Annotated in this window: 20 protein-coding genes; 11 read left to right on the forward strand and 9 right to left on the reverse strand. The window is 66.6% G+C overall.

The genetic code is table 11. The annotated features are described in order from the left end of the window. The coding region (locus DOM67_RS04885) for a retention module-containing protein (protein WP_198651732.1) at positions 1-1,566 on the reverse strand (1,566 nt) is incomplete at its 3' end. Positions 1,567-1,834: 268 nt separating this feature from the next. Between DOM67_RS04885 and DOM67_RS04890 the strand changes: the two genes are divergently transcribed. After that, entirely contained in the window at positions 1,835-3,055 is a 1,221-nt protein-coding gene (locus DOM67_RS04890) for a pyridoxal phosphate-dependent aminotransferase (protein WP_110674540.1), read from the forward strand. A 32-nt stretch (positions 3,056-3,087) separates the two neighbouring features. Beyond that, entirely contained in the window at positions 3,088-4,206 is a 1,119-nt protein-coding gene (locus tag DOM67_RS04895) for an aminotransferase class V-fold PLP-dependent enzyme (protein ID WP_110674541.1), read from the forward strand. A 103-nt stretch (positions 4,207-4,309) separates the two neighbouring features. On the opposite strand, the gene DOM67_RS04900 is transcribed toward DOM67_RS04895, so the two are convergent. Together DOM67_RS04900 and DOM67_RS04905 are read right to left on the reverse strand one after the other, a co-directional pair. After that, entirely contained in the window at positions 4,310-5,302 is a 993-nt protein-coding gene (locus DOM67_RS04900; RefSeq protein ID WP_110674542.1) for an adenosine deaminase, read from the reverse strand. Positions 5,303-5,448: 146 nt separating this feature from the next. Beyond that, positions 5,449-6,090 carry a LysE family transporter gene (locus tag DOM67_RS04905; RefSeq protein WP_110674543.1) on the reverse strand — a complete coding sequence of 214 codons (642 nt, stop codon included), beginning with the start codon at positions 6,088-6,090 and terminating at the stop codon, positions 5,449-5,451. Positions 6,091-6,136: 46 nt separating this feature from the next. On the opposite strand from DOM67_RS04905, the gene DOM67_RS04910 reads away from it, so the two are divergent. Beyond that, a complete protein-coding gene (locus tag DOM67_RS04910; protein WP_110674544.1) occupies positions 6,137-6,703 on the forward strand; it encodes a DinB family protein in 567 nt (188 codons plus the stop codon). A gap of 210 nt (positions 6,704-6,913) precedes the next feature. Here DOM67_RS04910 and DOM67_RS04915 read toward each other — a convergent pair whose 3' ends face one another. The 5 genes from DOM67_RS04915 to DOM67_RS04935 form a co-directional block, all read right to left on the reverse strand. Continuing rightward, positions 6,914-7,636, reverse strand: a complete 723-nt coding sequence (locus DOM67_RS04915; RefSeq protein ID WP_110674545.1) for a haloacid dehalogenase type II — start codon at positions 7,634-7,636, stop codon at positions 6,914-6,916. Between the two features lie 53 nt (positions 7,637-7,689). After that, positions 7,690-9,270, reverse strand: coding sequence for a PucR family transcriptional regulator (locus tag DOM67_RS04920; protein WP_110674546.1), 1,581 nt, complete (start codon positions 9,268-9,270; stop codon positions 7,690-7,692). Next, positions 9,270-10,721 carry an NAD-dependent succinate-semialdehyde dehydrogenase gene (locus DOM67_RS04925; RefSeq protein ID WP_110674547.1) on the reverse strand — a complete coding sequence of 484 codons (1,452 nt, stop codon included), beginning with the start codon at positions 10,719-10,721 and terminating at the stop codon, positions 9,270-9,272. Before DOM67_RS04925 ends, DOM67_RS04920 begins: the two co-directional genes overlap by 1 nt. Positions 10,722-10,971: 250 nt before the next feature. Further along, complete coding sequence (locus DOM67_RS04930) at positions 10,972-11,748, reverse strand: DeoR/GlpR family DNA-binding transcription regulator (RefSeq protein ID WP_110674548.1); 777 nt, start codon at positions 11,746-11,748, stop codon at positions 10,972-10,974. 230 nt (positions 11,749-11,978) lie between these two features. Beyond that, a complete protein-coding gene (locus DOM67_RS04935; protein WP_232825140.1) occupies positions 11,979-12,941 on the reverse strand; it encodes a nucleoside-specific channel-forming protein Tsx in 963 nt (320 codons plus the stop codon). 480 nt (positions 12,942-13,421) lie between these two features. Between DOM67_RS04935 and DOM67_RS04940 the strand changes: the two genes are divergently transcribed. The 8 genes from DOM67_RS04940 (at position 13,422) to DOM67_RS04975 (ending at position 21,046) form a co-directional block, all read left to right on the forward strand. Continuing rightward, the gene (locus tag DOM67_RS04940; RefSeq protein ID WP_110674549.1) at positions 13,422-14,693 is read left to right on the forward strand and encodes a NupC/NupG family nucleoside CNT transporter; all 1,272 of its coding nucleotides are present in this window, start codon (positions 13,422-13,424) and stop codon (positions 14,691-14,693) included. Positions 14,694-14,793: 100 nt separating this feature from the next. Continuing rightward, the gene (deoC, locus tag DOM67_RS04945; RefSeq protein WP_110674550.1) at positions 14,794-15,567 is read left to right on the forward strand and encodes a deoxyribose-phosphate aldolase; all 774 of its coding nucleotides are present in this window, start codon (positions 14,794-14,796) and stop codon (positions 15,565-15,567) included. Between the two features lie 60 nt (positions 15,568-15,627). Beyond that, positions 15,628-16,959, forward strand: a complete 1,332-nt coding sequence (gene deoA / locus DOM67_RS04950) for a thymidine phosphorylase (protein WP_110674551.1) — start codon at positions 15,628-15,630, stop codon at positions 16,957-16,959. Next, positions 16,956-18,197 (forward strand): phosphopentomutase, encoded by a 1,242-nt coding sequence (locus DOM67_RS04955; protein ID WP_110674552.1) that lies wholly within the window; start codon positions 16,956-16,958, stop codon positions 18,195-18,197. Before deoA ends, DOM67_RS04955 begins: the two co-directional genes overlap by 4 nt. A 1-nt stretch (position 18,198) precedes the next feature. Further along, complete coding sequence (deoD, locus tag DOM67_RS04960) at positions 18,199-18,930, forward strand: purine-nucleoside phosphorylase (RefSeq protein WP_110674553.1); 732 nt, start codon at positions 18,199-18,201, stop codon at positions 18,928-18,930. Continuing rightward, a complete protein-coding gene (locus DOM67_RS04965) occupies positions 18,923-19,357 on the forward strand; it encodes a cytidine deaminase (protein ID WP_110674554.1) in 435 nt (144 codons plus the stop codon). Before deoD ends, DOM67_RS04965 begins: the two co-directional genes overlap by 8 nt. 116 nt (positions 19,358-19,473) lie before the next feature. Continuing rightward, a complete protein-coding gene (locus DOM67_RS04970) occupies positions 19,474-20,649 on the forward strand; it encodes a J domain-containing protein (protein ID WP_110674555.1) in 1,176 nt (391 codons plus the stop codon). Then, on the forward strand, positions 20,642-21,046 hold the full coding sequence (locus tag DOM67_RS04975) for a hypothetical protein (protein ID WP_110674556.1): 405 nt from the start codon (positions 20,642-20,644) through the stop codon (positions 21,044-21,046). Before DOM67_RS04970 ends, DOM67_RS04975 begins: the two co-directional genes overlap by 8 nt. On the opposite strand, the gene DOM67_RS04980 is transcribed toward DOM67_RS04975, so the two are convergent. Then, positions 21,035-21,262 (reverse strand): DUF3820 family protein, encoded by a 228-nt coding sequence (locus tag DOM67_RS04980; protein ID WP_110674557.1) that lies wholly within the window; start codon positions 21,260-21,262, stop codon positions 21,035-21,037. The two genes, DOM67_RS04975 and DOM67_RS04980, sit on opposite strands and share 12 nt — an antisense overlap. Positions 21,263-21,435 lie beyond the last annotated feature (173 nt).

Below are 21,435 nucleotides of genomic sequence, written 5' to 3' on the forward strand. Positions count from 1 at the left end.
CTGACCCACGCCAGATGAGAGCTGATAGCCCTCCACCGTGCCATCGACATCGGTCGCCGCTGGCACTTGGGCGTTCAGCGTGGCGTTCTCACCCGTGGTCTGGGTATCGGCCTTGATCACCGGCAGATCGTTGGTGCCGGTAACCGTGATAGTGACCGTCTGCGGGGCACTGACACCGCCGTCGTTATCGGTGGCGGTGTAGCTGAAGCTGACGTCACGACTCTGGCCAGCGGCCAGGCTGTCGAAGTCAGTCCCCGGCGTGAAGGTGTAGCTGCCATCGCTGTTGAAACTCAGCGCGCCATTGCCCTGACCCACGCCAGATGCGAGCTGATAGCTCTCCACCGTGCCATCGACATCGGTGGCCGCTGGCACCTGGGCGTTCAGCGTGGTGTTCTCACCCGTGGTCTGGGTATCGGCCTTGATCACCGGCAGATCGTTGGTGCCGGTGACGGTAATGGTCACCGTCTGCGGGGCGCTGACACCACCGTCGTTATCGGTGGCGGTGTAGGTGAAGGTGACATTGCGGCTCTCACCCGCGGCCAGACCGTCGAAGTCGGTGCCCGGGTTAAAGGTATAGCTGCCATCGCTGTTGAAGCTCAGCGAGCCATTATTGTCACCAACACTATTAACCAGTTGGTAGCTCTCGACCGTACCGTCAACGTCGGTGGCCGCCGGCACCTGGGCGTTCAGCGTGGCGTTCTCACCCGTCGTTTCGGTATTGGCCTCGGCCACCGGCACGTCATTGGTGCCGGTGACGGTAATGGTCACCGTCTGCGGGGCGCTGACCCCACCGTTGTTATCGGTGGCGGTGTAGGTGAAAGTGACGTCACGACTCTGGCCGGCGGCCAGGCCGTCGAATTCGGCACCCGGATCGAAGGTGTAAGAGCCATCGCTATTGAAGCTGAGGCTGCCGTTGCCCTGGCCCACGCCGGTCGCGAGCTGGTAACTGGCGATAGTGCCATCGACATCGGTGGCCGCCGGCACCTGGCCATTCAACGTCGCGTTCTCGCCAGTGGTTTGGGTACCGGCGCTCGCTACCGGATTCTGATTGGTTGCCGCAGCATCAGTCCCGCCGGTGGCGTCGGCGGCAGGAGGCGAGAAGCTCGCCGGGGTGACGGTCGGTGACCCTAGCGCCGCAAAGGTGGCGTCATAGCGGTAGCTGCTGCTCTCTTCGCGACCCACTCGGGCGATGTCGAACGGTGTGGAAAAACCGCCCTCACCCGAGAGGCTGCCGCCGCCACCGCCAGCATTACCCGCGGCCGGCGCCTGTTGAACCGTTGTGGGGTCGACGCCCGCTGCAATGGCCGCCTGCAGCGCGGCGACGTCGCTGTCGGCGCTGCCAGAATCGGCCACCAGCAGTGTGGGAACGTCGTCGACGACCTCGAGCACCAGCGGCTGCCCAGCATTGAGCGGCAAGACAGTACCGTCCGCCAGAATCAGTCGGCCGCCATCCGGCGCCACCAAGGTCGCGCCCTCGGGAATCGCCATGCCCGGGATCAGCAGCTTGCGCGGATCCAGCACAAAGACATCGCCATCAACCCGGACCACGGTGAGCAGAGCGGCCATTGAACTTCCCCCAATTGTAACCAGATGCGAGCGCGCAACACGAGGTTTACGCTATTTTGGCGAAATGTAACCCTTTCGTGCACGCAATCAAGACTAATTTATTAATCATTTGCCATGTTTTCCTCAATCTTAGCCTAGCATTTGTAAAAATTAGGAAAACCAATTTGTTATGAATCATTAGCGGGCGAACGCCGGCGGCGATTGGTTAGCCAGCTCGCGACTTCCTCGATATGATCGAGCCAGCAGACCCCACAAGGCGACCACCCCCATGCCCGACGTGATTCCCGCTGCCCTGCAGCCGTTCAGCTCTTCCCGGGTACGCGAGATGCCCGACAATCAGATCGTGACCGTGGCGGACCTGGCGCGGCATGACGACAGCGTGGTCCGCCTCTGGATCGGCGAGGGGGATCTGCCCACGCCGGCTCCCATCCGCGATGCCGCCATCGCAGCGCTCGAGGCGGGCGATACCCGCTATGGCTACTCCCAGGGCACGCCAGACCTGCGCCAGGCGCTGGCGGACTATCACCGGCGCCACTGGGATGTGGAGGTGGCCCCCGAACGCTTCTGCGTCTCGATCGGCGGTATGAACGCGGTGGTCATGGCCATGCAGGCCATACTCGACGAAGGTGATGAGGTGATCATGCCCTCGCCTGCCTGGCCCAACGCCAAGCAGGTGGTCGCGATCTGTGGTGGCGTCAATGTCGCGGTCGCCTTCGACTTCCATGACGATGGCGCCATCACGCTCGACCTCGACGCCCTCTTCGCCGCAGTGACCGAGCGCACCCGGGCGATTTTCATCAACTCGCCCTCCAACCCCACCGGCTGGCGCATGCCGCTGGCAGATATGCGCCGGCTGCGCGACTTCTGCCGCGAGCGCGGGCTCTGGATCATCGCCGACGAGGTCTACAACCACTTCGTCTACGACGGCCAGGGGCCGGCCCCCTCTTTTCTGCAACTATGTGAGGCGACCGACCGCCTGCTGGTGACCAACACCTTCTCGAAGAACTGGTGCATGACCGGCTGGCGTGCCGGCTGGGTCGTCTGCCCCCTGGGCATGGAGACCCTCTTCGCCAGGCTATGTCAGTACAACACCACCGGGGTAGCCCCCTTCGTGCAGCGCGCCTGCCAGGTGGCGCTCGAGACCGGCGATGAGTTCATCGCCCATCAGATCGCCCGCTGCCAGGTATCGCGGGATATCCTGGTGCAAGGGCTGGAGGCCCTGGACAACGTCACCGTGTTCACGCCCCAGGGCACCTTCTATCTCTTCTTCAAGGTGCACGGGCTGCCAGGCACCAGCCTCGAGCGCGCGGTGCAGCTGCTGCGAGAGACCAAGGTCGGCGTAGCCCCCGGCAGCGCCTTCGGCCCCGAAGGAGAGGATTACCTGCGCATCTGCTTCGCCATCGCCCCCACACTGGCCGAGGAGGCGCTGGCGCGTCTGGTGCCTTATCTGCGCACGCTGTCCGCTGTCGCGCCGTCCGCCCCGCGCTGATTTCCCTTCATTCCACCTCAAGGAGCCCGCCCATGCCGGCACTTCGCCCAGACGTCGACCCCGACGGCCTGCTGGAATACTCGGTCGTCTATACCGATCGCTCGCTCAACCACATGTCGCAGAACTTTCAGCAGGTCATGCGCGAACTCTCGCGCCTGCTGAAGCGGACCTACCATGCCCATAGCAGCATCATCGTGCCCGGCAGCGGGACGTTCGGCATGGAGGCCGTGGCCCGTCAGTTCGCCACCGATGCCCGCTGCTTGATCGTGCGCAACGGCTGGTTCAGCTACCGCTGGACCCAGATTCTCGACCAGGGCCGCATCGCCGCCGCCACCCAGGTGCTCAAGGCCCGGCGTCAGGGCAGCGACGCCCACTCGCCGTTCGCCCCGGCACCGATCGACGAAGTGGTCGCCGCCATCCAGGCGGAACGCCCGGCGGTGGTCTTCGCCCCGCACGTCGAGACCTCCGCTGGGGTGCTGCTGCCGGATGACTATCTGCGCCAGCTGGCCGAAGCGGTGCATGCCGTCGACGGCCTGCTGGTGCTCGACTGCATCGCCTCGGGCACCGCTTGGGTCGACATGCAGGCGACCGGCGTGGACGTGCTGATCAGCGCCCCGCAGAAGGGCTGGAGCGCCTCGCCCTGCTGCGCCATGGTGATGCTCAGCGAACGCGCGCGGGCGCATATCGAGCACACCAGCAGCAGCAGCTTTGCAGCGGATCTCAAGCGCTGGCTAGGGATCATGGAAGCCTACGAGAATGGCGGGCACGCCTATCACGCCACGCTGCCGACCGACGGCCTGACACGGCTCTATCACACCATCCAGGAGATGGAGCAGGACGGCTTCGACAAGCTCGAGAAGGCGCAGTGGGAGCTGGGTCAGCGTATTCGCTCGCTGCTGGCCGAACGCGGCTACCCCAGCGTCGCCGCGGCGGGGTTCGAAGCGCCAGGCGTGGTGGTCAGCTATACCCAGGAGCGCGATCTGGTCCAGCGCTTCGCCGCCCAAGGCGTGCAGATCGCCGCCGGCGTGCCGCTGATGTGCGACGAGGGCGATGACTTCCAGACCTTCCGTATCGGCCTTTTCGGGCTGGACAAGCTGGAAGATATCGAGGGCGCGGTGACCCGCTTCGCGCAGGCGCTGGATGCGCTCTGAGTCTACCGGATCGAGTCCAGCGCCATAACGCCAAGGGCGCGGTATCGATGATTCGATGCCGCGCCCTTGTCAGCCTTGCCAGCCTTATAAGGCCATCACGCCCTCAGCAGGCGTCGAGCCGAGTCAGCAGTGCCGCCCGCCGTGCGTCTGGCATGAAGGCGACATCGATGGCGTTGCCCGCCAGTTGCTTGAAGGTCTCGCGGTCCCAGGCGAAAGCCTGTGCGCAGGCGAGATAGTTCTCCAGCACGCCGCCACCGAAATAGGCCGGGTCGTCGGAGTTGAGCGTCACCTTCAGGCCCTGTTCGAGCATCTGCGGCAGCGGATGGTCGGTCATCTCCGCCACTACCTTGAGCCGCACATTGGAGAGCGGGCAGACGGTCAACGGCATCTGCATCTGGCGCAGACGCTCGACCAGTGCCGCGTCCTGCAGACAGGCCACGCCGTGGTCGATGCGGCAGACATCGAGTTCGTCCAGCGCTTCGCGGATATAGGCCGCCGGCCCCTCTTCACCGGCATGCGCCACCCGCGGGATGCCCAGCGCCTTGGCGCGCTCGAACACCGCGCTGAACTTGGTCGGCGGATTGCCCACCTCAGCGCTGTCCAATCCCACCGCATCGATCGTCTCGTAATAGGGAGCTGCCTTCTCCAGTACCGCCATCGCCTCGGCAGCATCGCGATCACGCAGGAAGCTCATGATCAGCGCACTGGTCATGCCCCACTCGCGCTCCGCCTGACGCCGGGCGCGATTGAGCCCCTCGAACGGCACCGCCAGCTCGACGCCGCGGTTCAGGTGCGCCTGTGGATCGAAGGAGAGCTCGACGTGTACTACGCCTTCCGCGTGGGCTTGTTCGAGGTAGGCCATCGCCAGGTCATAGAAGTCCTGTTCGGTGCACAGAACCCGCATGCCCTGATAATAGAGATCGAGAAACGACTGCAGATCGCTGAAGTCGTACGCCTCGCGGACTTCGTCCACCGTGGCGTAGGGCAGGCTCACCCCGTTGCGCGCCGCCAGCGAGAACATCAACTCCGGCTCCAGCGATCCCTCGATATGTAGATGCAGCTCGACCTTGGGTAGATCACGTAGCCAGGTTTTCACGCTTGCTCCTCGCCGTTTCGAAATGAGTGCCCACAGGATGCCGAAAAGCACCGACACTGGGAAGCGCATGCCGCACGGAGCTCGGTGAAAAGCCTCAGACACGGATCAAGCGGGAACGGCAGCGCCCGGCGCCAGCCCAGTCAGGTTCAGCTCGATACCCGCGTCATCAGCACCTTGATGCCCAGCGCGATCATCGCCGCGCCGAGCACACGGTCGATCCAGTGGCTGCCCCGCTGGAAGGCGCGCTGGATGCGCGGGGTCGACAGCAGCAGCGCCACTGCCGAGAACCAGCCCAGCTGCAGCAGCATGATCCAGACGCCGTAGATGGCGATCTGGTACAGCGGCATCGCCGGCGAGAGCACAATGGTGAACAGCGCGACGAAGTAGATCGGCGCCTTGGGATTGAGCGCATTGCACAGGAAACCGGCACCGACGGTGCGCCAGGCCGAACGTGGGAGGGCGGATACCGAGCCGGCAGCCACGCCGGCCTCGCTCAGCGCCGGGCGCGAGCGCAGCCCCTTGATGCCCAGATAGAGCAGATAGGCGCCGCCGAGGAGCTTGATCGCCCACAGCGCCTGGGCCGAATTGGCGATCACCGCGGCCAGCCCGAAGGCGGAATAGACGATATGAATGGAGAGGCCGAGCGCGATACCCAGGCTGCACAGCAGCCCTACCCGCCTGCCATGGCTCAACGTCTGCTGGGTGACGAGCACGAAATCCGGCCCCGGCGAAGCCGCCGCCAGCAGATGGACGAAGGTGATCACGATCAGACCGTGTAGCATTTCCATATCGACTCCAGCGCTACCGCAGCGACAAGCGTAAAGGTTTTCCGCCATGATCGAACACTTTCGTCACCAAGCCTACTGCAACCTTTGGTCCAATCACCGCCTCCTCACTGCCTGTGCCGGTCTGTCGCAGGAGGCGCTGTACGCCGAGCGCAGCGGTTTCTTCCCCTCGATCCATGCCACGCTCAACCATATCCTGATCGTCGACGCCTACTACATCGATGCCCTGGAAGGCGGCACGCTGGGGCTAGGCGCCTTCGACGACGAGCTACCCCACACCGCGATCGACACCCTGCAACCGGCCCAGGAGAGGCTCGACCGGCGTCTGGTCGCCCTGTGCGAGAGCGCCACGCCCGCGTGGCTGACGCGCGAGACCGTCCTGCCACGCAGCACCCACCAGCAGCACGAGCCCACCCATCGCGTGCTGGCGCATCTTTTCGTGCACCAGACCCACCATCGTGGTCAGGTCCACGCCATGCTCTCGTCCACGGAGGTCGCACCGCCCCAGCTCGACGAGTTCTTCCTGCGCGACGAAGCCCCGCTGCGCCAAGCCGAATTCAGCGACCTCGGTATCGACGAAGATCAGGTGTGGCGCTCGAACGACTCAGCCCACTAGGCGCTGTCTGAAAAGTCGACGAGCGAAGGCAAAGCCGGGGCGCGCAGCTAAGGCAAAAATCGACGAAGACGGACCGGGCTGGCGCTCCAGTTTACGCGTTGTAAATGAGCATGTGACTCGCTCCGCTCGCCCTTCGGGCCGTCCTACGGACGTTCTGAACGTTGTTCAGTGAGTCGATTTTTAACGCCGCGTGGGCTAGCGCAGTACTTTTCAGACGGTGACTAGTTTGCGGTGCGCGTCCGCCAGGGCCGCCATGCTGTCGAAGCGGAAGTCGATCCGCGGCATCCCGCCCGGGTCCATGGTCGCGCCGAAACCCTGCTGATCGTGGCGGCGATAGATCCAGCAGTTGGCCAGCCCATGCTGGTTGGCCGGCTGATGATCGTGGAACAGGCTCTCCGCGGTATGCAGGATGCGTGTCTTGTCGATGCCGCGCTCGCCGAGCTTCTCCAGCAGATAGTCGAAATTGCGCGGCGAGGGCTTGTAGGAGCCGATGTCCTCGGCGGTATAGACCGCATCGAACTCGACCTCCAGCTTGCGCTGGCTATAGGCGAAGCTCTCGTTGTCGACGTTGGAGAGCACCACCAGCTTGTAGTGCTGCTTGAGATAGCCGAGTGCCGCCGCGCTATCGGCGAACGCCGGCCACTGCTTGACGAAGTCGCCGTAGGCCAGGCACTCGTCGTGGGTCACCGTCACTCCCCACTCCTCGGCCAGCCGCTTGTAGACCACCGCCAGCAGCCAGCGATACTGCAGGTGCGGGGTATAGCGCTGCTGGCTCGACTCGTGACGCGCATGCGCCTCGAGCACCTGGTCGCGGCTCAGGCTCAGCTCAGTGCGCTTGAGCAGCGGCTGCAGCCCCGCCACCATGCCACTCTCCCAGTCGATCAGGGTGCCGTAGACATCGAAGGTCAGGGTATCGAAATCGGTCAATTGCATCGGTCCGCCTCTTGTCGGTAGCCGTCATGGGGCTCGCCAGGGATGGCGAGCACTCAGTCGTCCTTCAGTGCCCATAGGCGCATCGCCACCTGCAGCTGCAGGCGCACGTCGGTATCGTCCAGATCCATGCCCAGCGCCTCGCGCAGGCGCTCCAGGCGATAGCGCAGGGTGCTGATATGAATCTCCAGCGCACGCGCCGTCTGCGCCAGATGAAAACCGTGGTCGGTCAACGCCGCGAGGGTGAGACGCAGGCTGGTGCCCCGTTCGGCCGGATCGAGCGCCTCGATGATGCGCGTCAGAAACAGCCGACGGGCGTCGTCGTCGCCCTCCAGCACCCGGTTGAACAGCATCGATTCGAAGTCGCGCAGCTCCCCCGGCCGCAGCGCGGCAGCCAGCCGCGCCACGTCGTCGGCGCCCTTGGCGGTCTCCACGGCGCCACGCACCTGCCGGCTGACCGCCATGGCCGACTCACCATCGCCCAGCCGCCGCCACAGTGCCGTGGGGGACACGTCGCTACGCAGCAGAAACAATAGTTGGTTGAGCGAGACCGAGATCAGCGGCGGCTGCTCGATCCCTTGAAGGTAGCGGCTCAGGCGGCGCTCCCAGCGCTCGCGCCGTAAAAGCCCCTCGCGACTGAGCGGCACCGGCTCGTTGAGCAGGATGGCGCAGACCTGATACGCCGCCTGGGGCTCCCAGCCCTGCAGCGTGGCGCGCTCCAGCGCCGCCGGCGTGGCCTCGAAACGCCCCTCCAGCAGCGAGTCGACGAAGGCGTAACCGAGCCGCGACTCCTGGGCCTGGAGCGCACGCTGGTGCGACAGGTGCAGCGCCGAGATCAGCGCCGCCTGCTCCGCCGCCCGGCGCTCCAGTTCGCTCACCCGGGCGCCGGATTCATCGATCCACAGAAGCGCCGCCCGCACCTCCTGGATGTGCACCGGGCAGGCCAACCAGCGCTGGCCGTCGCCTGCCGGATCGTCCAGCGAGCACGCCTGGCTACCCGCCACCGCCTCCGCCGCCTGCTGCGCCGCCGGCGTCGGCAGGGGCCGAGCGTGACGCTCCCGGCTGCCACCCAGCCACTCGCCATCGAGACCCGTGAATAGCACGGCCCGCCCGAGCAGCTCGCTCAGGGCAGCGGCGATATCCCCCAGGCTGCCGGCGGTCAGCGCCGAGCGGGTGAGATCGCGATGAATGCGCTCGGCGCGAGCGATCAACTGCCCCTGACGAGCGATCAGCCAGGCGTGCACCTCCTCGGTGATCTGGCTGAAGGGCACGTCCCAGGGGATCTCCAGCAGCGGAAAGTCGAGCGACTCGGCGACCTCGCGACTGGTCGCCGGAAAGGCCGACAGAAAACGCGGCACGGCCAGCGCCACGCCGGCCAGCCCCTTCTCCGCCAGCGCCTCGACAAGCGCGCGCTCCGCCGCCGGTTCATCCGGCCAGTGGTAGCCGGTGGTCAGCAGCAACTGGCCCGGCTGGACCCAGTTGATGATATCGGGGTGGTCGACCATATGGACCCAGCGCAGCGGCCGCGAGAGCGAACGCTCCCCGGCCACCACGCAGGCGTGGCACAACTTGGTCTCGCGCAGCGCCGTGGCCAGATCCAGCTCGGCGGCCGGCGGCGCCTGGGGCGCTTCGTGCATCAACGATCCAGGCGAGTGGAGACGAACTTGCAGTCGAGGTACTCGTCGATGCCGTAGTGACCACCCTCGCGCCCGAGGCCGCTGTCCTTGACCCCGCCGAAGGGCGCATTCGGCACCGAAGGGGCGCCGTCGTTGACACCGACGATGCCGTAGTCGAGCGCCTCGGAGACACGCGCCGCGCGGCCCAGGCTGCGCGTCCACAGATAGGCCGCAAGGCCGAACGGGGTGTCGTTGGCAGCGGCGATCGCCTCCGCCTCGTCGTCGAAGACGATCAGCGGCGCCACCGGGCCGAAGGTCTCCTCCTGCATGATGCGCATCTCCGGCGTCACCCCAGTCAGGACCGTCGGCGCGACATAGAGTCCGTCGACGCTCAAGGCAGGCGTCAGCCGCTGCGCGCCCTTGGCCAGAGCATCGTCGATGTGCGCCTGGGCCTTGTCACGCCCCGCCTGGCTGACCAGCGGCCCGACCTGGGTCGCCTCGTCTTCGGGATCGCCGATCGCCAGCACCGCGGCCGCTGCGGCCAGACGCTCGGCAAAGGCGTCGAAGATACCGCGCTGGACATAGATACGGTTGGTGCAGACACAGGTCTGGCCACCGTTGCGGAACTTGCTTGCCATCACCTCGGTCACCGCGGCGTCGATATCGGCATCATCGAAGACCAGAAAGGGCGCGTGTCCGCCCAGCTCCAGCGACATGCGCTTCATGGTGGCGGCGGACTGGGCGTAGAGCCGCTTGCCCACCGGGGTGCTGCCGGTGAAGGTGAGCTTGCGAATGCGCGCATCGGCCATCAACACCTCGCTGATCGCGGCCGGACGCTCGGCAGTGATCACCTGGAACACCTCGGCCGGGCCACCCACCTGACGCCACAGCTCAGCCAGCATCAGCGCCGTGATCGGGGTCTGCTCGGCGGGCTTGACGATCACCGAGCAGCCGGCCGCCAACCCTGGCGCCACCTTGCGCGTGATCATCGCCGCCGGGAAGTTCCACGGCGTGATCGCGAACACCGGCCCCACCGGCTGGCGCAGCACCGTCAGACGCTTCTCCGGATGCGGGCTGGGCAGGATATCGCCATCGATACGCTTGGCCTGCTCGGCGAACCACTCGATGAAGCCAGCCGCATAGTCGACCTCGCCGCGGGCTTCGCGAATCGGCTTGCCCATCTCCCGGGCCATGGTCAACGCCAGCGTCTCCTTGGCTTCGAGCATGGCGCCGTGCCACGCCTTCAACAGCGCCGCACGCTCGAATGGTGTGGTCTGGCGCCACTGCTCGAAGCCGCGCTGGGCACTGTCCGCTGCCACCTGCGCGACCTCGGCACCACAGTCGGCGACTTCGGCGATGGGCTCGCCGGTGGCCGGCGAGCGCACCGTATAGCGTGCGCCGGCCTCGCTGTCATGGCCGGCAATGGCGGCGGGATAGAAAGGTGCACTGGCGGAGGGAACGGGCAGTGACATGATGCAACTCCTGCAGCAGACAACGGACGGATATCCCGGCGGCACCCCGCGGAACACCGGCCCGAAGACAGTAAAGGGAAACGGTTACCCGGATGGTAAGTGCCCAGCCGGCCGAAATCTTCCTATGAAAAACAGGAATATCTCAAAACCTTGCCATACAAGAGAAAGGAATTCGAGGGCAGGCAAAAGCGTGGCATGCGCACAGCGGACAACGTTCATACCCTGCGTTCACACCCTGCGTTCAGGCGCTTCAGACCACGCTCACCGGTGGCCCATCTGACGCAGCGACCCGCGTCTGCCAGGCATGCCCCGGCGCGCCGCTGGTGATCACCGCATCGAAATCGGACAACTCGGCGAAGAACGCCGGGCGCATCACCTCGAGCTTGCTCTCGTCGGCGACCAGAATGCTGCGTTCGGCATGCTCGATCGCCGCCTGCTTCGGCGCCACCTCATGGAAGTGGAAGCAGCTGGCCCCCTTGTCGATCTGCACGCCGGCCGCCGAGATGAACGCCTTGTTGATGCCCAGGCGCCGGATCGCCGTGGTGACATCCTGCCCCCCGAAGGATTGCGACGCCGGATAGTAGAGCCCGCCCAGCACCACCAGGCGCATGTTGGGCATATCGCGCTGGCAGAAGGCATTGGCTACGTTGAGCGCATAGGTGACCACGGTCACGGTCAACTGACGCGGCAGCTCTGCGCACAGCGCCACCAGCGTGGTGCCGCAGTCGATGAACAGCGTATCGCCCTCCTCGACACGTGCTGCGGCCTCCCGGCACAGCCGCTGCTTGGCCGCCGCGAAGTGATCCTTCTGGGTATCGAGATGGTAGGCGGCGGCGAACTGCGGATTGTCGGCCATCACCAGATGACCGCCGAACGAGGCGATGGTCCCGCTGCTGGCAGCGATATCACGCCGGATGGTCATCTCCGAGACCCCGCACAGCGCCGCCGCCTCGGCGAGCGGCAGGGTACCGGCGCGCTTGAGCGCCTCGCTCAGCCGCTCGAGACGCTGCGCACTACGTCCATTCATAGGTTCGTGCTCCGCCACCCCATCGCCATCATCGCTGATCCCCGCTCGAAGCCAAGCCGCTGCCGCCATTGTTGTGTCATGCCAACCTCCGTGTCATGCCAACCTCCGTGTCATGCCAAAAGCGTCGCGCCAGGCGCCCATTTGGGCGGATGGCGTGTACTGCCTCCGCCCAGACACATCGGGGAGCCTGCTGGCTCCCCGATGACATGACGGATCGACGACTCTACCGATCAGAACTGCCAGCCGACCCCCAGATAATACCCCCAGCCGGTGGAGCGCAGCTCGAAGCTTTCACCACTGGCATTGGGGAAGGGCGCGGTGACGCCGTCGTTCCACTGCCCGCCGTTATGGAAGTAGCGCGCCACCGCCATGAAGCGCAGGTGAGTGAACTGGTACAGCAGCACGTTGGTGGCCACCGTCGACTCGTTGGTACGTACCGAGTTGCCATCACCCAGGTCCGAGCCGAAGTCGTGGTTGGTGAAGCCGACGTAGACCAGCGAAGCACCGTTGTCGAAAGTGCCCAGCGGATAGGAGTAGTTGAGCTGGGCGCGATAACCGTCCCAGGAGTTCTCGTTGGCGGCGCCGTAGTTCTCCCACTGGCGACGCTTGTAGAAGTTGAACGAGAGCCCCAGCGGCGAGCCGGTATCGATATCGGTCCCCAGACCTGCATAGAGCGTGTTCTGGCGATTGTCGCTGTTGTGACCCCAGTCGAAGATGTAGTCGAAGGCGACGAACCACTCCTTGAACGGCCCGAAGCTGAGATCCTGCCCGGTCATGTCATCGATCGACAGTCGCGGCTCCAGCTCCATGAAGACCGGCGAGCCCTTGTCGAAGATGCCGCGGTCGGGGCGATTGCCGATGCCGAAGAATTTGGGAAAGTCGATATAGCCGTAGAGATCCAGCGGTCCCTTGCGGCCGAAGAATTCGTACTCGAGATAGATATCGTCGATCTGCTGCGGGCCGAAGCGAATGTTCTTGCTGCCGATGACGGTCAGGTTCTGGTGGTACCAGTCGGACAGATAGGGCCCATCCGCGGTCTCATCCACCGCCTGCGGCCCCTCGGCCGGTGTTTCCTGCTCGATCACCGGCGCACTGCCCTGCTCGCTCGCATCGCCGGCCGCCCATGCCGGCGTGACCGCCAGCCCCCACAGCGCCAGCAGGACGCTGGCCTTGCTCATGCCGTTCCCGTTCATGCCCTCTCCCATGCCTCATTGTTGTCGTGGCGTCATTGGGAACCACTGCATAAATGCCTGCACGTGCGAATGACTGCGTTGCGCGGTGCTGGGGCGCCAGCCCGGTCGAAGGCTCGCCTAACCCCATGTTATGCCTCGCGTGACGCGTTGCTTCGAGTCTGCGCTCCGAGCGCCCTGTCCTTCATCTCGTTCGGCGATTTATTCAGCGCTTCCCTTGTTATCGCGCCAGGATTGTTGTCGCGGCGTCACTGCCGGTGCGCCTCAGCGCCAGTTTCATCCCCGCCCTGCCAGTGCCTAACGCAGGCTGCCCTGCTCGGCGCGCAGCCGGAGCGCGACCCGCAGAAAGGGGGCGGTGACGCCGATCACTCTATGGCGTTGTCAGAATAAAAACAATAAGTGACTAGACAAACATAAAAATGTTAAAAAGCGCACACAGAACCGCAATCCCCCCTCTCCAAGACCAACACCAAGGACAACAACATGACACTCATCATGGGTCTGGTCGGCGTCGTCGTTCTGCTGCTGATCGCGCTCGCCTTCTCGAGCGACCGCAAGGCGATCCGCCTGCGCACCGTGGCCGGCGCCTTTCTCATTCAGGCCGGCATCGGCGCCTTCGTGCTCTACGTGCCGGTGGGCAAGAGCGTGCTGGGCGCCATCTCCGGGGCGGTCAGTCAGGTCATCGGCTACGCCAACGACGGCATCGGCTTTCTCTTCGGCAATCTCGCCGACCCCAGCAACATCGGCTTCGTCTTCGCCATCAAGGTGCTGCCGATCATCATCTTCTTCTCCTCACTGACCGCCGTGCTCTACTACCTGGGCATCATGCAGTGGGTGGTGCGCATCCTCGGTGGCGCGCTGCAGAAGGTACTCGGCACCTCGCGCACCGAGTCACTCTCGGCCACCGCCAACGTCTTCGTCGGCCAGACCGAAGCGCCGCTGGTGGTGCGGCCGTTCCTCGCCAACATGACCAAGTCCGAGCTGTTCGCGGTGATGTGCGGCGGGCTCGCCTCGGTGGCCGGCTCGGTGCTGGCCGGGTATGCCGAGCTCGGCATCCCGATGGAGTACCTGATCGCGGCGTCGTTCATGGCCGCCCCCGGCGGGCTGCTGTTCGCCAAGATCCTGATGCCCGAGACCGAGACTCCGGACGACCACACCGGCAAGGCCAAGGAAGTCCTCGACGCCGAGGACAAGCCGGCCAACGTACTCGACGCCGCTGCCACCGGGGCCTCCTCGGGGCTGATGCTGGCCGCCAACGTGGGCGCCATGCTGCTCGCATTCATCGGCCTGATCGCGCTGATCGACGGTATTCTCGGCGGTGTCGGCGGCTGGTTCGGCGTCGATTCGCTGAGCCTGTCGATGATCCTCGGCTGGCTCTTCTCGCCGCTCGCCTTTGTGCTCGGCATCCCGTGGCACGAGGCCACCCTGGCCGGTTCCTTCATCGGCCAGAAGCTGGTGGTCAACGAGTTCGTCGCCTATATCAATCTGGCGCCCTACATCAGCGGCGACACTCTGGTGGCGGAGACCGGCAAGGCGATGTCGGCGCACACCGCGGCGATCCTGTCGTTCGCCCTGTGCGGCTTCGCCAACCTCTCCTCGATCGCGATCCTGCTCGGCGGCCTCGGCACGCTGGCGCCCAATCGCCGCCACGAGATCGCCCGCTACGGGCTCAAGGCGGTCCTCGCCGGCACCCTCTCCAACCTGATGTCGGCGACCCTGGCGGGGATCTTCCTGGCCCTGGCCGGTACTGCCTGAGCCCGCGGGCCCGACACGAACCGGGGCGGCAGGGACAGACGCCGCCCCACTCGCCCGGGGCCGCCCTCTTTTCCTCTCTGCGCTTCAAGGAGATAGCCGGATGAAGACGCTCCAACAGGCCGCCAGCCAGGCGCTGGCGATGATGGATCTGACCTCGCTCAATGCCGACGACGATGCCGCGCGCATCGAGGCGCTGTGCCGGCGCACAGCGACCGACTTCGGCTCACCGGCGGCGGTGTGCGTCTATCCCGCCTTCATCGATGCCGCTGATCGCCAGCTGCGCGAACTGGGGCTGCGCGACCGGGTACGTATCGCCACGGTGACCAATTTCCCCGATGGCAGCGTCAACGCCGAGCGCGCCGCGCGCGAGACCCGGGCGGCCGTGGTCGCCGGGGCCGACGAGGTCGATGTGGTGTTCCCCTATAAGGCGCTGATCAATGGCGACACTGCCTCCGGCCGGGCGCTGGTCAGCGCCTGCCGCGAGGCCTGTGGCGACCAGCGGCTCAAGGTGATTCTCGAGACCGGCGAGCTCAAGCGCCCCGAGCTGATCCGTCAGGCTGCCGAGGTTGCCCTCGATGCCGGCGCCGACTTCCTCAAGACTTCCACCGGCAAGGTCGCCACCAACGCCACCCTCGAGGCCGCCGAGATCCTGCTCACCGCCATCCGCGACAGCGGCCGCGATGTCGGCTTCAAGGCCGCCGGCGGTATTCGCACCAGCGAAGAGGCCCAGACCTACCTGGCGCTGGCCGAGCGCCTGATGGGCACGGCCTGGCTGACCCCGGAGCACTTCCGTTTCGGCGCCTCCGGGCTGCTCGACGCCCTGCTCGCTACCCTCTCGGGCAAGGCCGCGACGCCGGCGGGCAGCGGCTACTGAGTCGAGCGGAAAGAACGAGCGGAGAACACGAGCGCTGACAACCGCCCACGAGGAGCGAAGATGCTGATTCAGGAGATCATCCGGCGCAAGCGCGACGGCCAGACCCTCGACCGACAAATGCTCGATCTGGTCATGCGCGGGATCGCCGATGACACGGTCGGAGACGCCCAGATCGGCGCCTTCGCCATGGCGGTCTATCTCAACGGCATGCACGAGGCGGAGGCGACCGCGCTGACCGAGGCGATTCGCGACTCCGGCCAAGTGCTGAGTTGGGACGATCTCGACCTCGCAGGACCGGTGCTCGACAAGCACTCCACCGGCGGCGTCGGCGATCTCGTCTCGCTGGTCCTGGGTCCCTGGATCGCGGCCTGCGGCGGCCACGTGCCAATGATCTCCGGCCGTGGCCTGGGCCATACCGGGGGCACCCTGGACAAGCTGGAGTCGATCCCCGGCTACGATATCACTCCCAGTGAGGCCACCTTCCGTCGTCTGGTGCAGGAGGTCGGGGTCGCCATCATCGGCCAGACCGGCGCGCTCGCCCCTGCCGACAAGCGCCTCTACGGCGTGCGCGACGTCACCGCGACGGTGGAGTCGCTGCCGTTGATCGTGGCCTCGATCCTGGGCAAGAAGCTCGCCTGCGGGCTGGGCAGCCTGGTGATGGACGTCAAGGTGGGCAGCGGCGCCTTCATGCCGACCCCGGAAGCCTCGCGCGAGCTGGCAGAGGCGATCGTCGCCACCGGCTGCGCCGCCGGCACCCGCACCAGCGTACTGCTCACCGACATGAACCAGCCGCTGGCGCGCTGCGCCGGCAACGCCCTGGAGGTGGCGGCAGCGCTCGAGGTGCTGCGCGGCGACGATCGCCACAGCCGTCTCTATCGGGTGACCCAGGCGCTGGCCAGCGAGATGCTGATCCAGTCGGGGCTGGCCAGGGATGCCCAGGACGCCGAGCGGCGCCTGGCACAGACGCTCGACAACGGCGCCGCGCTCGAGCGTTTCGGGCGTATGGTCCACGGTCTCGGCGGGCCTGCCGACTTCACCCAGCGCGCCGCGCACTACCTGCCCACGGCACCGGTCGTGCACGAGGTCGCCGCCCCCCGCGACGGCGTCGTGCACGCCATCGACACCCGCGTGCTGGGGCTCGCGGTGGTCGAGCTGGGCGGCGGGAGGCGCAATGCCGGTGACGCCATCGACCCTCGCGTGGGGTTGTCGCATATCGCCGAACTGGGCCAGACGCTCAGCGCCGGCGAGCCGCTGCTGCGGGTTCACGCCGCCGATCGCGAGGCAGCCGAGGCCCTGAGCGCGCGTCTGAGCGACGCCTTTCATCTGGAGGCGGGCGCCGCCGATATCCCCCCGCTCGTCCACGCCACCCTGCGCCAGGAGGATCTGCCATGACCACGTCCGTCACGCCCCGCCGCGCCGTGCTGCTGGTGCTCGACTCCTTCGGTATCGGCAATGCCCCCGATGCCGACGCCTTCGGCGATGCCGGTGCCGACACCCTGGGGCATATCGCCCGCTATCGCGCCGACGCCGGACGCCCGCTCGACTTGCCCAACCTGGCGCGGCTCGGTCTCTATCACGCCCATCACCGCGCCACCGGCAGCTGGGCCGCCGGGGTGACGCCCCCGGCCGAGCCGACCGGAGGCTGGGCCTGCGCCCGCGAGATCTCCTCCGGCAAGGACACCCCCTCCGGCCACTGGGAGATCGCCGGCGTGCCGGCACTGTTCGAATGGGGCTATTTCCCCGAGCATGAGGAGAGCTTTCCGCCGGAGCTGCTGGCGGCGCTGATCGCGCAGGCCGAGCTGCCCGGCGTGCTCGGCAACTGCCACGCCTCCGGGGTGCCGGTGATCGAGGCCCTCGGCGCGGAACACATCGCCAGCGGCAAGCCGATCGTCTACACCTCGGCGGACTCGGTGTTCCAGATCGCCGCCCACGAGCAGCACTTCGGCCTCGACCGCCTCTATCGGCTGTGCGAGATCGCACGTGAACTGCTGATGCCCTACAACATCGGCCGCGTCATCGCGCGCCCCTTTGTCGGCGAGACACCATCGAGTTTCGAGCGTACCGGCAACCGCCGCGACTACGCCCTCGAACCGCCCAAGCCCACAGTGCTGCAAAAGCTCCACGATGGCGGCGGCCAGGTGCTCGGCGTAGGCAAGATCGGCGATATCTACGCCCACTGCGGCATCAGCGAGGTGCGCAAGGCGCACGGTTTCGAGGCCCTGTTCGCGGCGACCCTGACGGCGATCGACGACGCCCGAAAGGCCGACGTGGACACGCTGGTGATGACCAATTTCGTCGACTTCGACACCCTCTACGGCCACCGCCGGGACCCGGAGGGATACGCCAGCGCACTGGAAGCCTTCGACCGCCGCCTGCCCGAACTGCTGGCCAGGCTGGCCCCCGAAGACCTGCTGATCCTCACCGCCGACCACGGCAACGACCCGACCTGGCGCGGCACCGACCACACCCGCGAGCAGGTGCCGGTACTGCTCGCCAGCGGTGGCCCCAGCGGCGACCTCGGCGCCCGCGACACCTACGCCGATATCGGCCAGACCCTGGCCGAGTTCTTCGACCTGGACGCCATGGACTACGGCACCTCACTACTGGCCGCGCGATCTTCAGGAGACTGACATGCCAACCCCGCATATCGAAGCCCGCGAGGGCGATTTTGCCGACACCGTGCTGATGCCGGGCGATCCGCTACGCGCCCAGTTCATCGCCGAGACCTTTCTCGACGACGTCGTCTGCGTCAACCGCGTGCGCAACATGCTCGGCTTCACCGGCACCTACCGCGGCCGCCGCATCTCGGTGATGGGCAGCGGCATGGGCATCCCCTCGCTCTCCATCTACGCCAAGGAGCTGATCACCGAGTACGGCGCCCAGCGTCTGGTGCGCGTGGGCTCCTGCGGCGCGGTGCGCGACGATGTCGGCGTCAACGATATCGTCATCGGCATGGGCGCCTGCACCGACTCCGGAGTCAACCGCACCCGCTTCGGCGGCCACGACTTCGCCGCCATCGCCGATTTCGCCCTGACCCGCCACACGGTGGACGCCGCCCGCGAGCGTGGCACCCGGGTCAAGGTGGGGAACCTGTTCTCGGCGGACCTGTTCTACACCCCGGACGATGCCTTCTTCCACACCCTGCAGCGCCACGGCATCCTCGGCGTGGAGATGGAAGCCGCCGGCCTCTACGGCGTCTGCGCCGAGTTCGGCGCCCGCGCGCTGACCGTGTGCACCGTCTCCGACCATATCCTCAAGCACGAAGCGCTCGACGCCCAGACCCGCCAGACCGGGTTCGCCGAGATGATGGCGATCACCCTGGAAGGGCTGCTGCGCGACGACCAGGAACCGAGCCATGACTGAACCCAGCGACATCACGGTCCCCGAGAGCATCCGCCAGGCCGCACTCGCCGTGCGTGCCAACGCCTACGTGCCCTACTCCGCCCACCCGGTGGGGGCGGTCCTGATCGGCGCCAGCGGCCAGACCTACGTCGGCTGCAACGTCGAGAGTGCCAACTACAAGGGGCTGTGTGCCGAGGCCAGCGCCATCGCCGCACTGGTCTCCAACGGCGAGCAGCGTATCCGCGAGATCTACGTGATCGGCCCCGGCGAGCACCTGTGCACGCCCTGTGGCGACTGCCGTCAGCGCATCCGCGAATTCGCCACCCCCGAGACCACGATCGTGGTGCTCGACGGCGACGGCCAGCCGCTCAAGCGCTACACCATGGACACACTGCTGCCCGACTCCTTCGGCCCGGAGAATCTCGCCAAGCGCTCGGGCATGAGCTGAGGCGCAGCGTCGATCGACCGCGGCTTTAGAGGCTGACGTCGGGGTGGTCGATTTGGGTATACTCGGCGACAAACAACAGCTAACCGATGCCCCGCATCGGCTCATGCGGAACGCCCATGGTCGCCACCGGCTTCTCAGCCTTCGAGTCGCTGCTCGTGAAGAGCCCCCATCAGCGTGAGAGCGCCGAGCTCTTGCTGCTGTGCTGGGTCTTTGCCAACAAGCACGTCCCGCTCGATGAAGACCGCCGCTATCTCGAACGTCTGGCCGCGCGCGCGCATCACCGCCGCGATCTGGAGACGCTGCTGGCGGCGGCCAGGCGACAGGATCTGGGCGACGTCCAGCTCGCCGCCGAGGTGCTGACGAAGGAACAGACCGGGCCGATCATCGCCTTTCTGCGCCAGGCGGTGGTTCTCGCCACCAGCGACGGCGCGCTGAGTCTGCGCAATCACCATATCCTGCGTTTCCTGGCCGATCTCTCCGGGGTTTCGCCGGACGCCCTGCGCGCGCTCTACCGTGAGGTCACCGGCCGGACCCTGGCCGCGCCCGAGGATCTCAGCCACCGCAGCCACTGGCAGCCCGTCGAACCGGAGGCCGAGGACACCGCGGAAGTCGAGGAAGGTGATACCGGCTCGACCCAGGCCAACGCCGGCGAGTATCGCGCCTCCTGGCGGGACCGGGTCCGGCGCCTGGCCGAGAACCAGTGGCGCGAACACAAGCAACAGCAGCAGTGGCGCCGCCAGCAGGCCCAGCAGGCCCGCGAACGCGAACAGCAGCGAGAGGCGGCGGCGCAGGCCGAGCGCGAACGCCGTGCCCAGGCCCACGCCAAGCGCCAGGCCGAGGCACAAGCTCAGCAGCGTGAACAGGCGCGGCGCCAGGCCGAGGCGGAAGCCCTGCGCCGCGAACAGGCCCAGCGCCAGCGCGAAGAAGCCGCACAGCGTCAACGCCAGGAGCAGCAGCAGCGCCAGTACCAGGAACGCCAGCGCCGAGAGCGAAAGCGCCAGGAGCAGGAAAGTCAGCACCAAGAGCAACAGCGCCAGTGGCAGCGCGAGCAGAGCCGGCAGCGCCAGCGCGCCGGTTTCGACGCGCCCTCCTACCCCATCCGCCGCGCGCTGATCGAACTGGAGCTGGACACCAGCGCCTCACCGCGGGATATCAAACTCGCCTATCGGCGCCTGGCCCAACGCCACCACCCCGACCGTTTCCACGGTCAGAGCGAGTGGCGGATCAACCTCGCCTCGCAGCGCTTCCAGCGCATCAAGAACGCCTACGACCTGTTGATGCAGCATGCGTGATCTCTATCTACGACTCGGCATCCCACCCACCGCCACCGCGGAGGAGATCGAACACGCCATCCGCCACTGTGCCAATCAATCGCTCAAGGCGGATGCCCAGGCCGCACTGGGCTCCCCCGAACGCCGCGCCGAATACGACGACATGCACCAGCTGCTGGGCGATATCGGCCGCCTGCGCGCCGGCCTGGGACTGACCCATGCGCCGCACTGGCACGGCGACGCCGCCAACGACTTCTCGCCGCCCGGCGCGCCCACCACCCGCCAGGCGCAGTTGACCCGCAAGCTCGATGTCGCCCTGCAGCACTATCAGCAGCGCAGACCCCGCCGCCTGTGGCTCACTGCCGCGATCACCGTGGGCCTGGTGGTGGCCCATCTACTCGGCCGGCTACTGGCCTGAGGAAACGCGGCGGCGCAGCGGCTCGAGCAGATCGCTGAGGCCGTTGTGGTCGATCTCGTGCATCAGCGCCAGAAGCTGGCCGATCTCCCCGCGGGGAAAGCCCTCGCGGGCGAACCAGGCCAGATAGGGGCCAGGCAGATCGGCGATCAGGCGGCCTTCGTACTTGCCGAACGGCATGCGCACACTCACCAGCTTGTTCAGATCCTCGGGTTCCATCGTCGCTCCTGTCGCGCCTCTTGCGTCTCGTCCGGGGCCCATCTTAGCCGATCGTCGCGCCGGGGCCTGCCGCCCTCTTGCCGGCCAGGTATGCGCTGAGCGCATACCCCCATTCCCAGCCGCCGCTTGAATGATGCCCCGCAGCAGCGGTTAGGGTATATCGCCATGACGAC

Origin of the sequence: Salinicola sp. RZ23 (assembly GCF_003206675.1) — a bacterium.
Lineage (GTDB): Bacteria > Pseudomonadota > Gammaproteobacteria > Pseudomonadales > Halomonadaceae > Salinicola > Salinicola endophyticus.

Coding starts and splice junctions, on each gene's coding strand:
- DOM67_RS04890 (WP_110674540.1), top strand. CDS start 1,835: ATGCCCGACGTGATTCCCGCTGCCCTGCAGCCGTTCAGCTCTTCCCGG.
- DOM67_RS04895 (WP_110674541.1), top strand. CDS start 3,088: ATGCCGGCACTTCGCCCAGACGTCGACCCCGACGGCCTGCTGGAATAC.
- DOM67_RS04905 (WP_110674543.1), bottom strand. CDS start 6,090: ATGGAAATGCTACACGGTCTGATCGTGATCACCTTCGTCCATCTGCTG.
- DOM67_RS04910 (WP_110674544.1), top strand. CDS start 6,137: ATGATCGAACACTTTCGTCACCAAGCCTACTGCAACCTTTGGTCCAAT.
- DOM67_RS04915 (WP_110674545.1), bottom strand. CDS start 7,636: ATGCAATTGACCGATTTCGATACCCTGACCTTCGATGTCTACGGCACC.
- DOM67_RS04920 (WP_110674546.1), bottom strand. CDS start 9,270: ATGCACGAAGCGCCCCAGGCGCCGCCGGCCGCCGAGCTGGATCTGGCC.
- DOM67_RS04925 (WP_110674547.1), bottom strand. CDS start 10,721: ATGTCACTGCCCGTTCCCTCCGCCAGTGCACCTTTCTATCCCGCCGCC.
- DOM67_RS04930 (WP_110674548.1), bottom strand. CDS start 11,748: ATGAATGGACGTAGTGCGCAGCGTCTCGAGCGGCTGAGCGAGGCGCTC.
- DOM67_RS04935 (WP_232825140.1), bottom strand. CDS start 12,941: ATGAACGGGAACGGCATGAGCAAGGCCAGCGTCCTGCTGGCGCTGTGG.
- DOM67_RS04940 (WP_110674549.1), top strand. CDS start 13,422: ATGACACTCATCATGGGTCTGGTCGGCGTCGTCGTTCTGCTGCTGATC.
- deoC (WP_110674550.1), top strand. CDS start 14,794: ATGAAGACGCTCCAACAGGCCGCCAGCCAGGCGCTGGCGATGATGGAT.
- deoA (WP_110674551.1), top strand. CDS start 15,628: ATGCTGATTCAGGAGATCATCCGGCGCAAGCGCGACGGCCAGACCCTC.
- DOM67_RS04955 (WP_110674552.1), top strand. CDS start 16,956: ATGACCACGTCCGTCACGCCCCGCCGCGCCGTGCTGCTGGTGCTCGAC.
- deoD (WP_110674553.1), top strand. CDS start 18,199: ATGCCAACCCCGCATATCGAAGCCCGCGAGGGCGATTTTGCCGACACC.
- DOM67_RS04965 (WP_110674554.1), top strand. CDS start 18,923: ATGACTGAACCCAGCGACATCACGGTCCCCGAGAGCATCCGCCAGGCC.
- DOM67_RS04970 (WP_110674555.1), top strand. CDS start 19,474: ATGGTCGCCACCGGCTTCTCAGCCTTCGAGTCGCTGCTCGTGAAGAGC.
- DOM67_RS04975 (WP_110674556.1), top strand. CDS start 20,642: ATGCGTGATCTCTATCTACGACTCGGCATCCCACCCACCGCCACCGCG.
- DOM67_RS04980 (WP_110674557.1), bottom strand. CDS start 21,262: ATGGAACCCGAGGATCTGAACAAGCTGGTGAGTGTGCGCATGCCGTTC.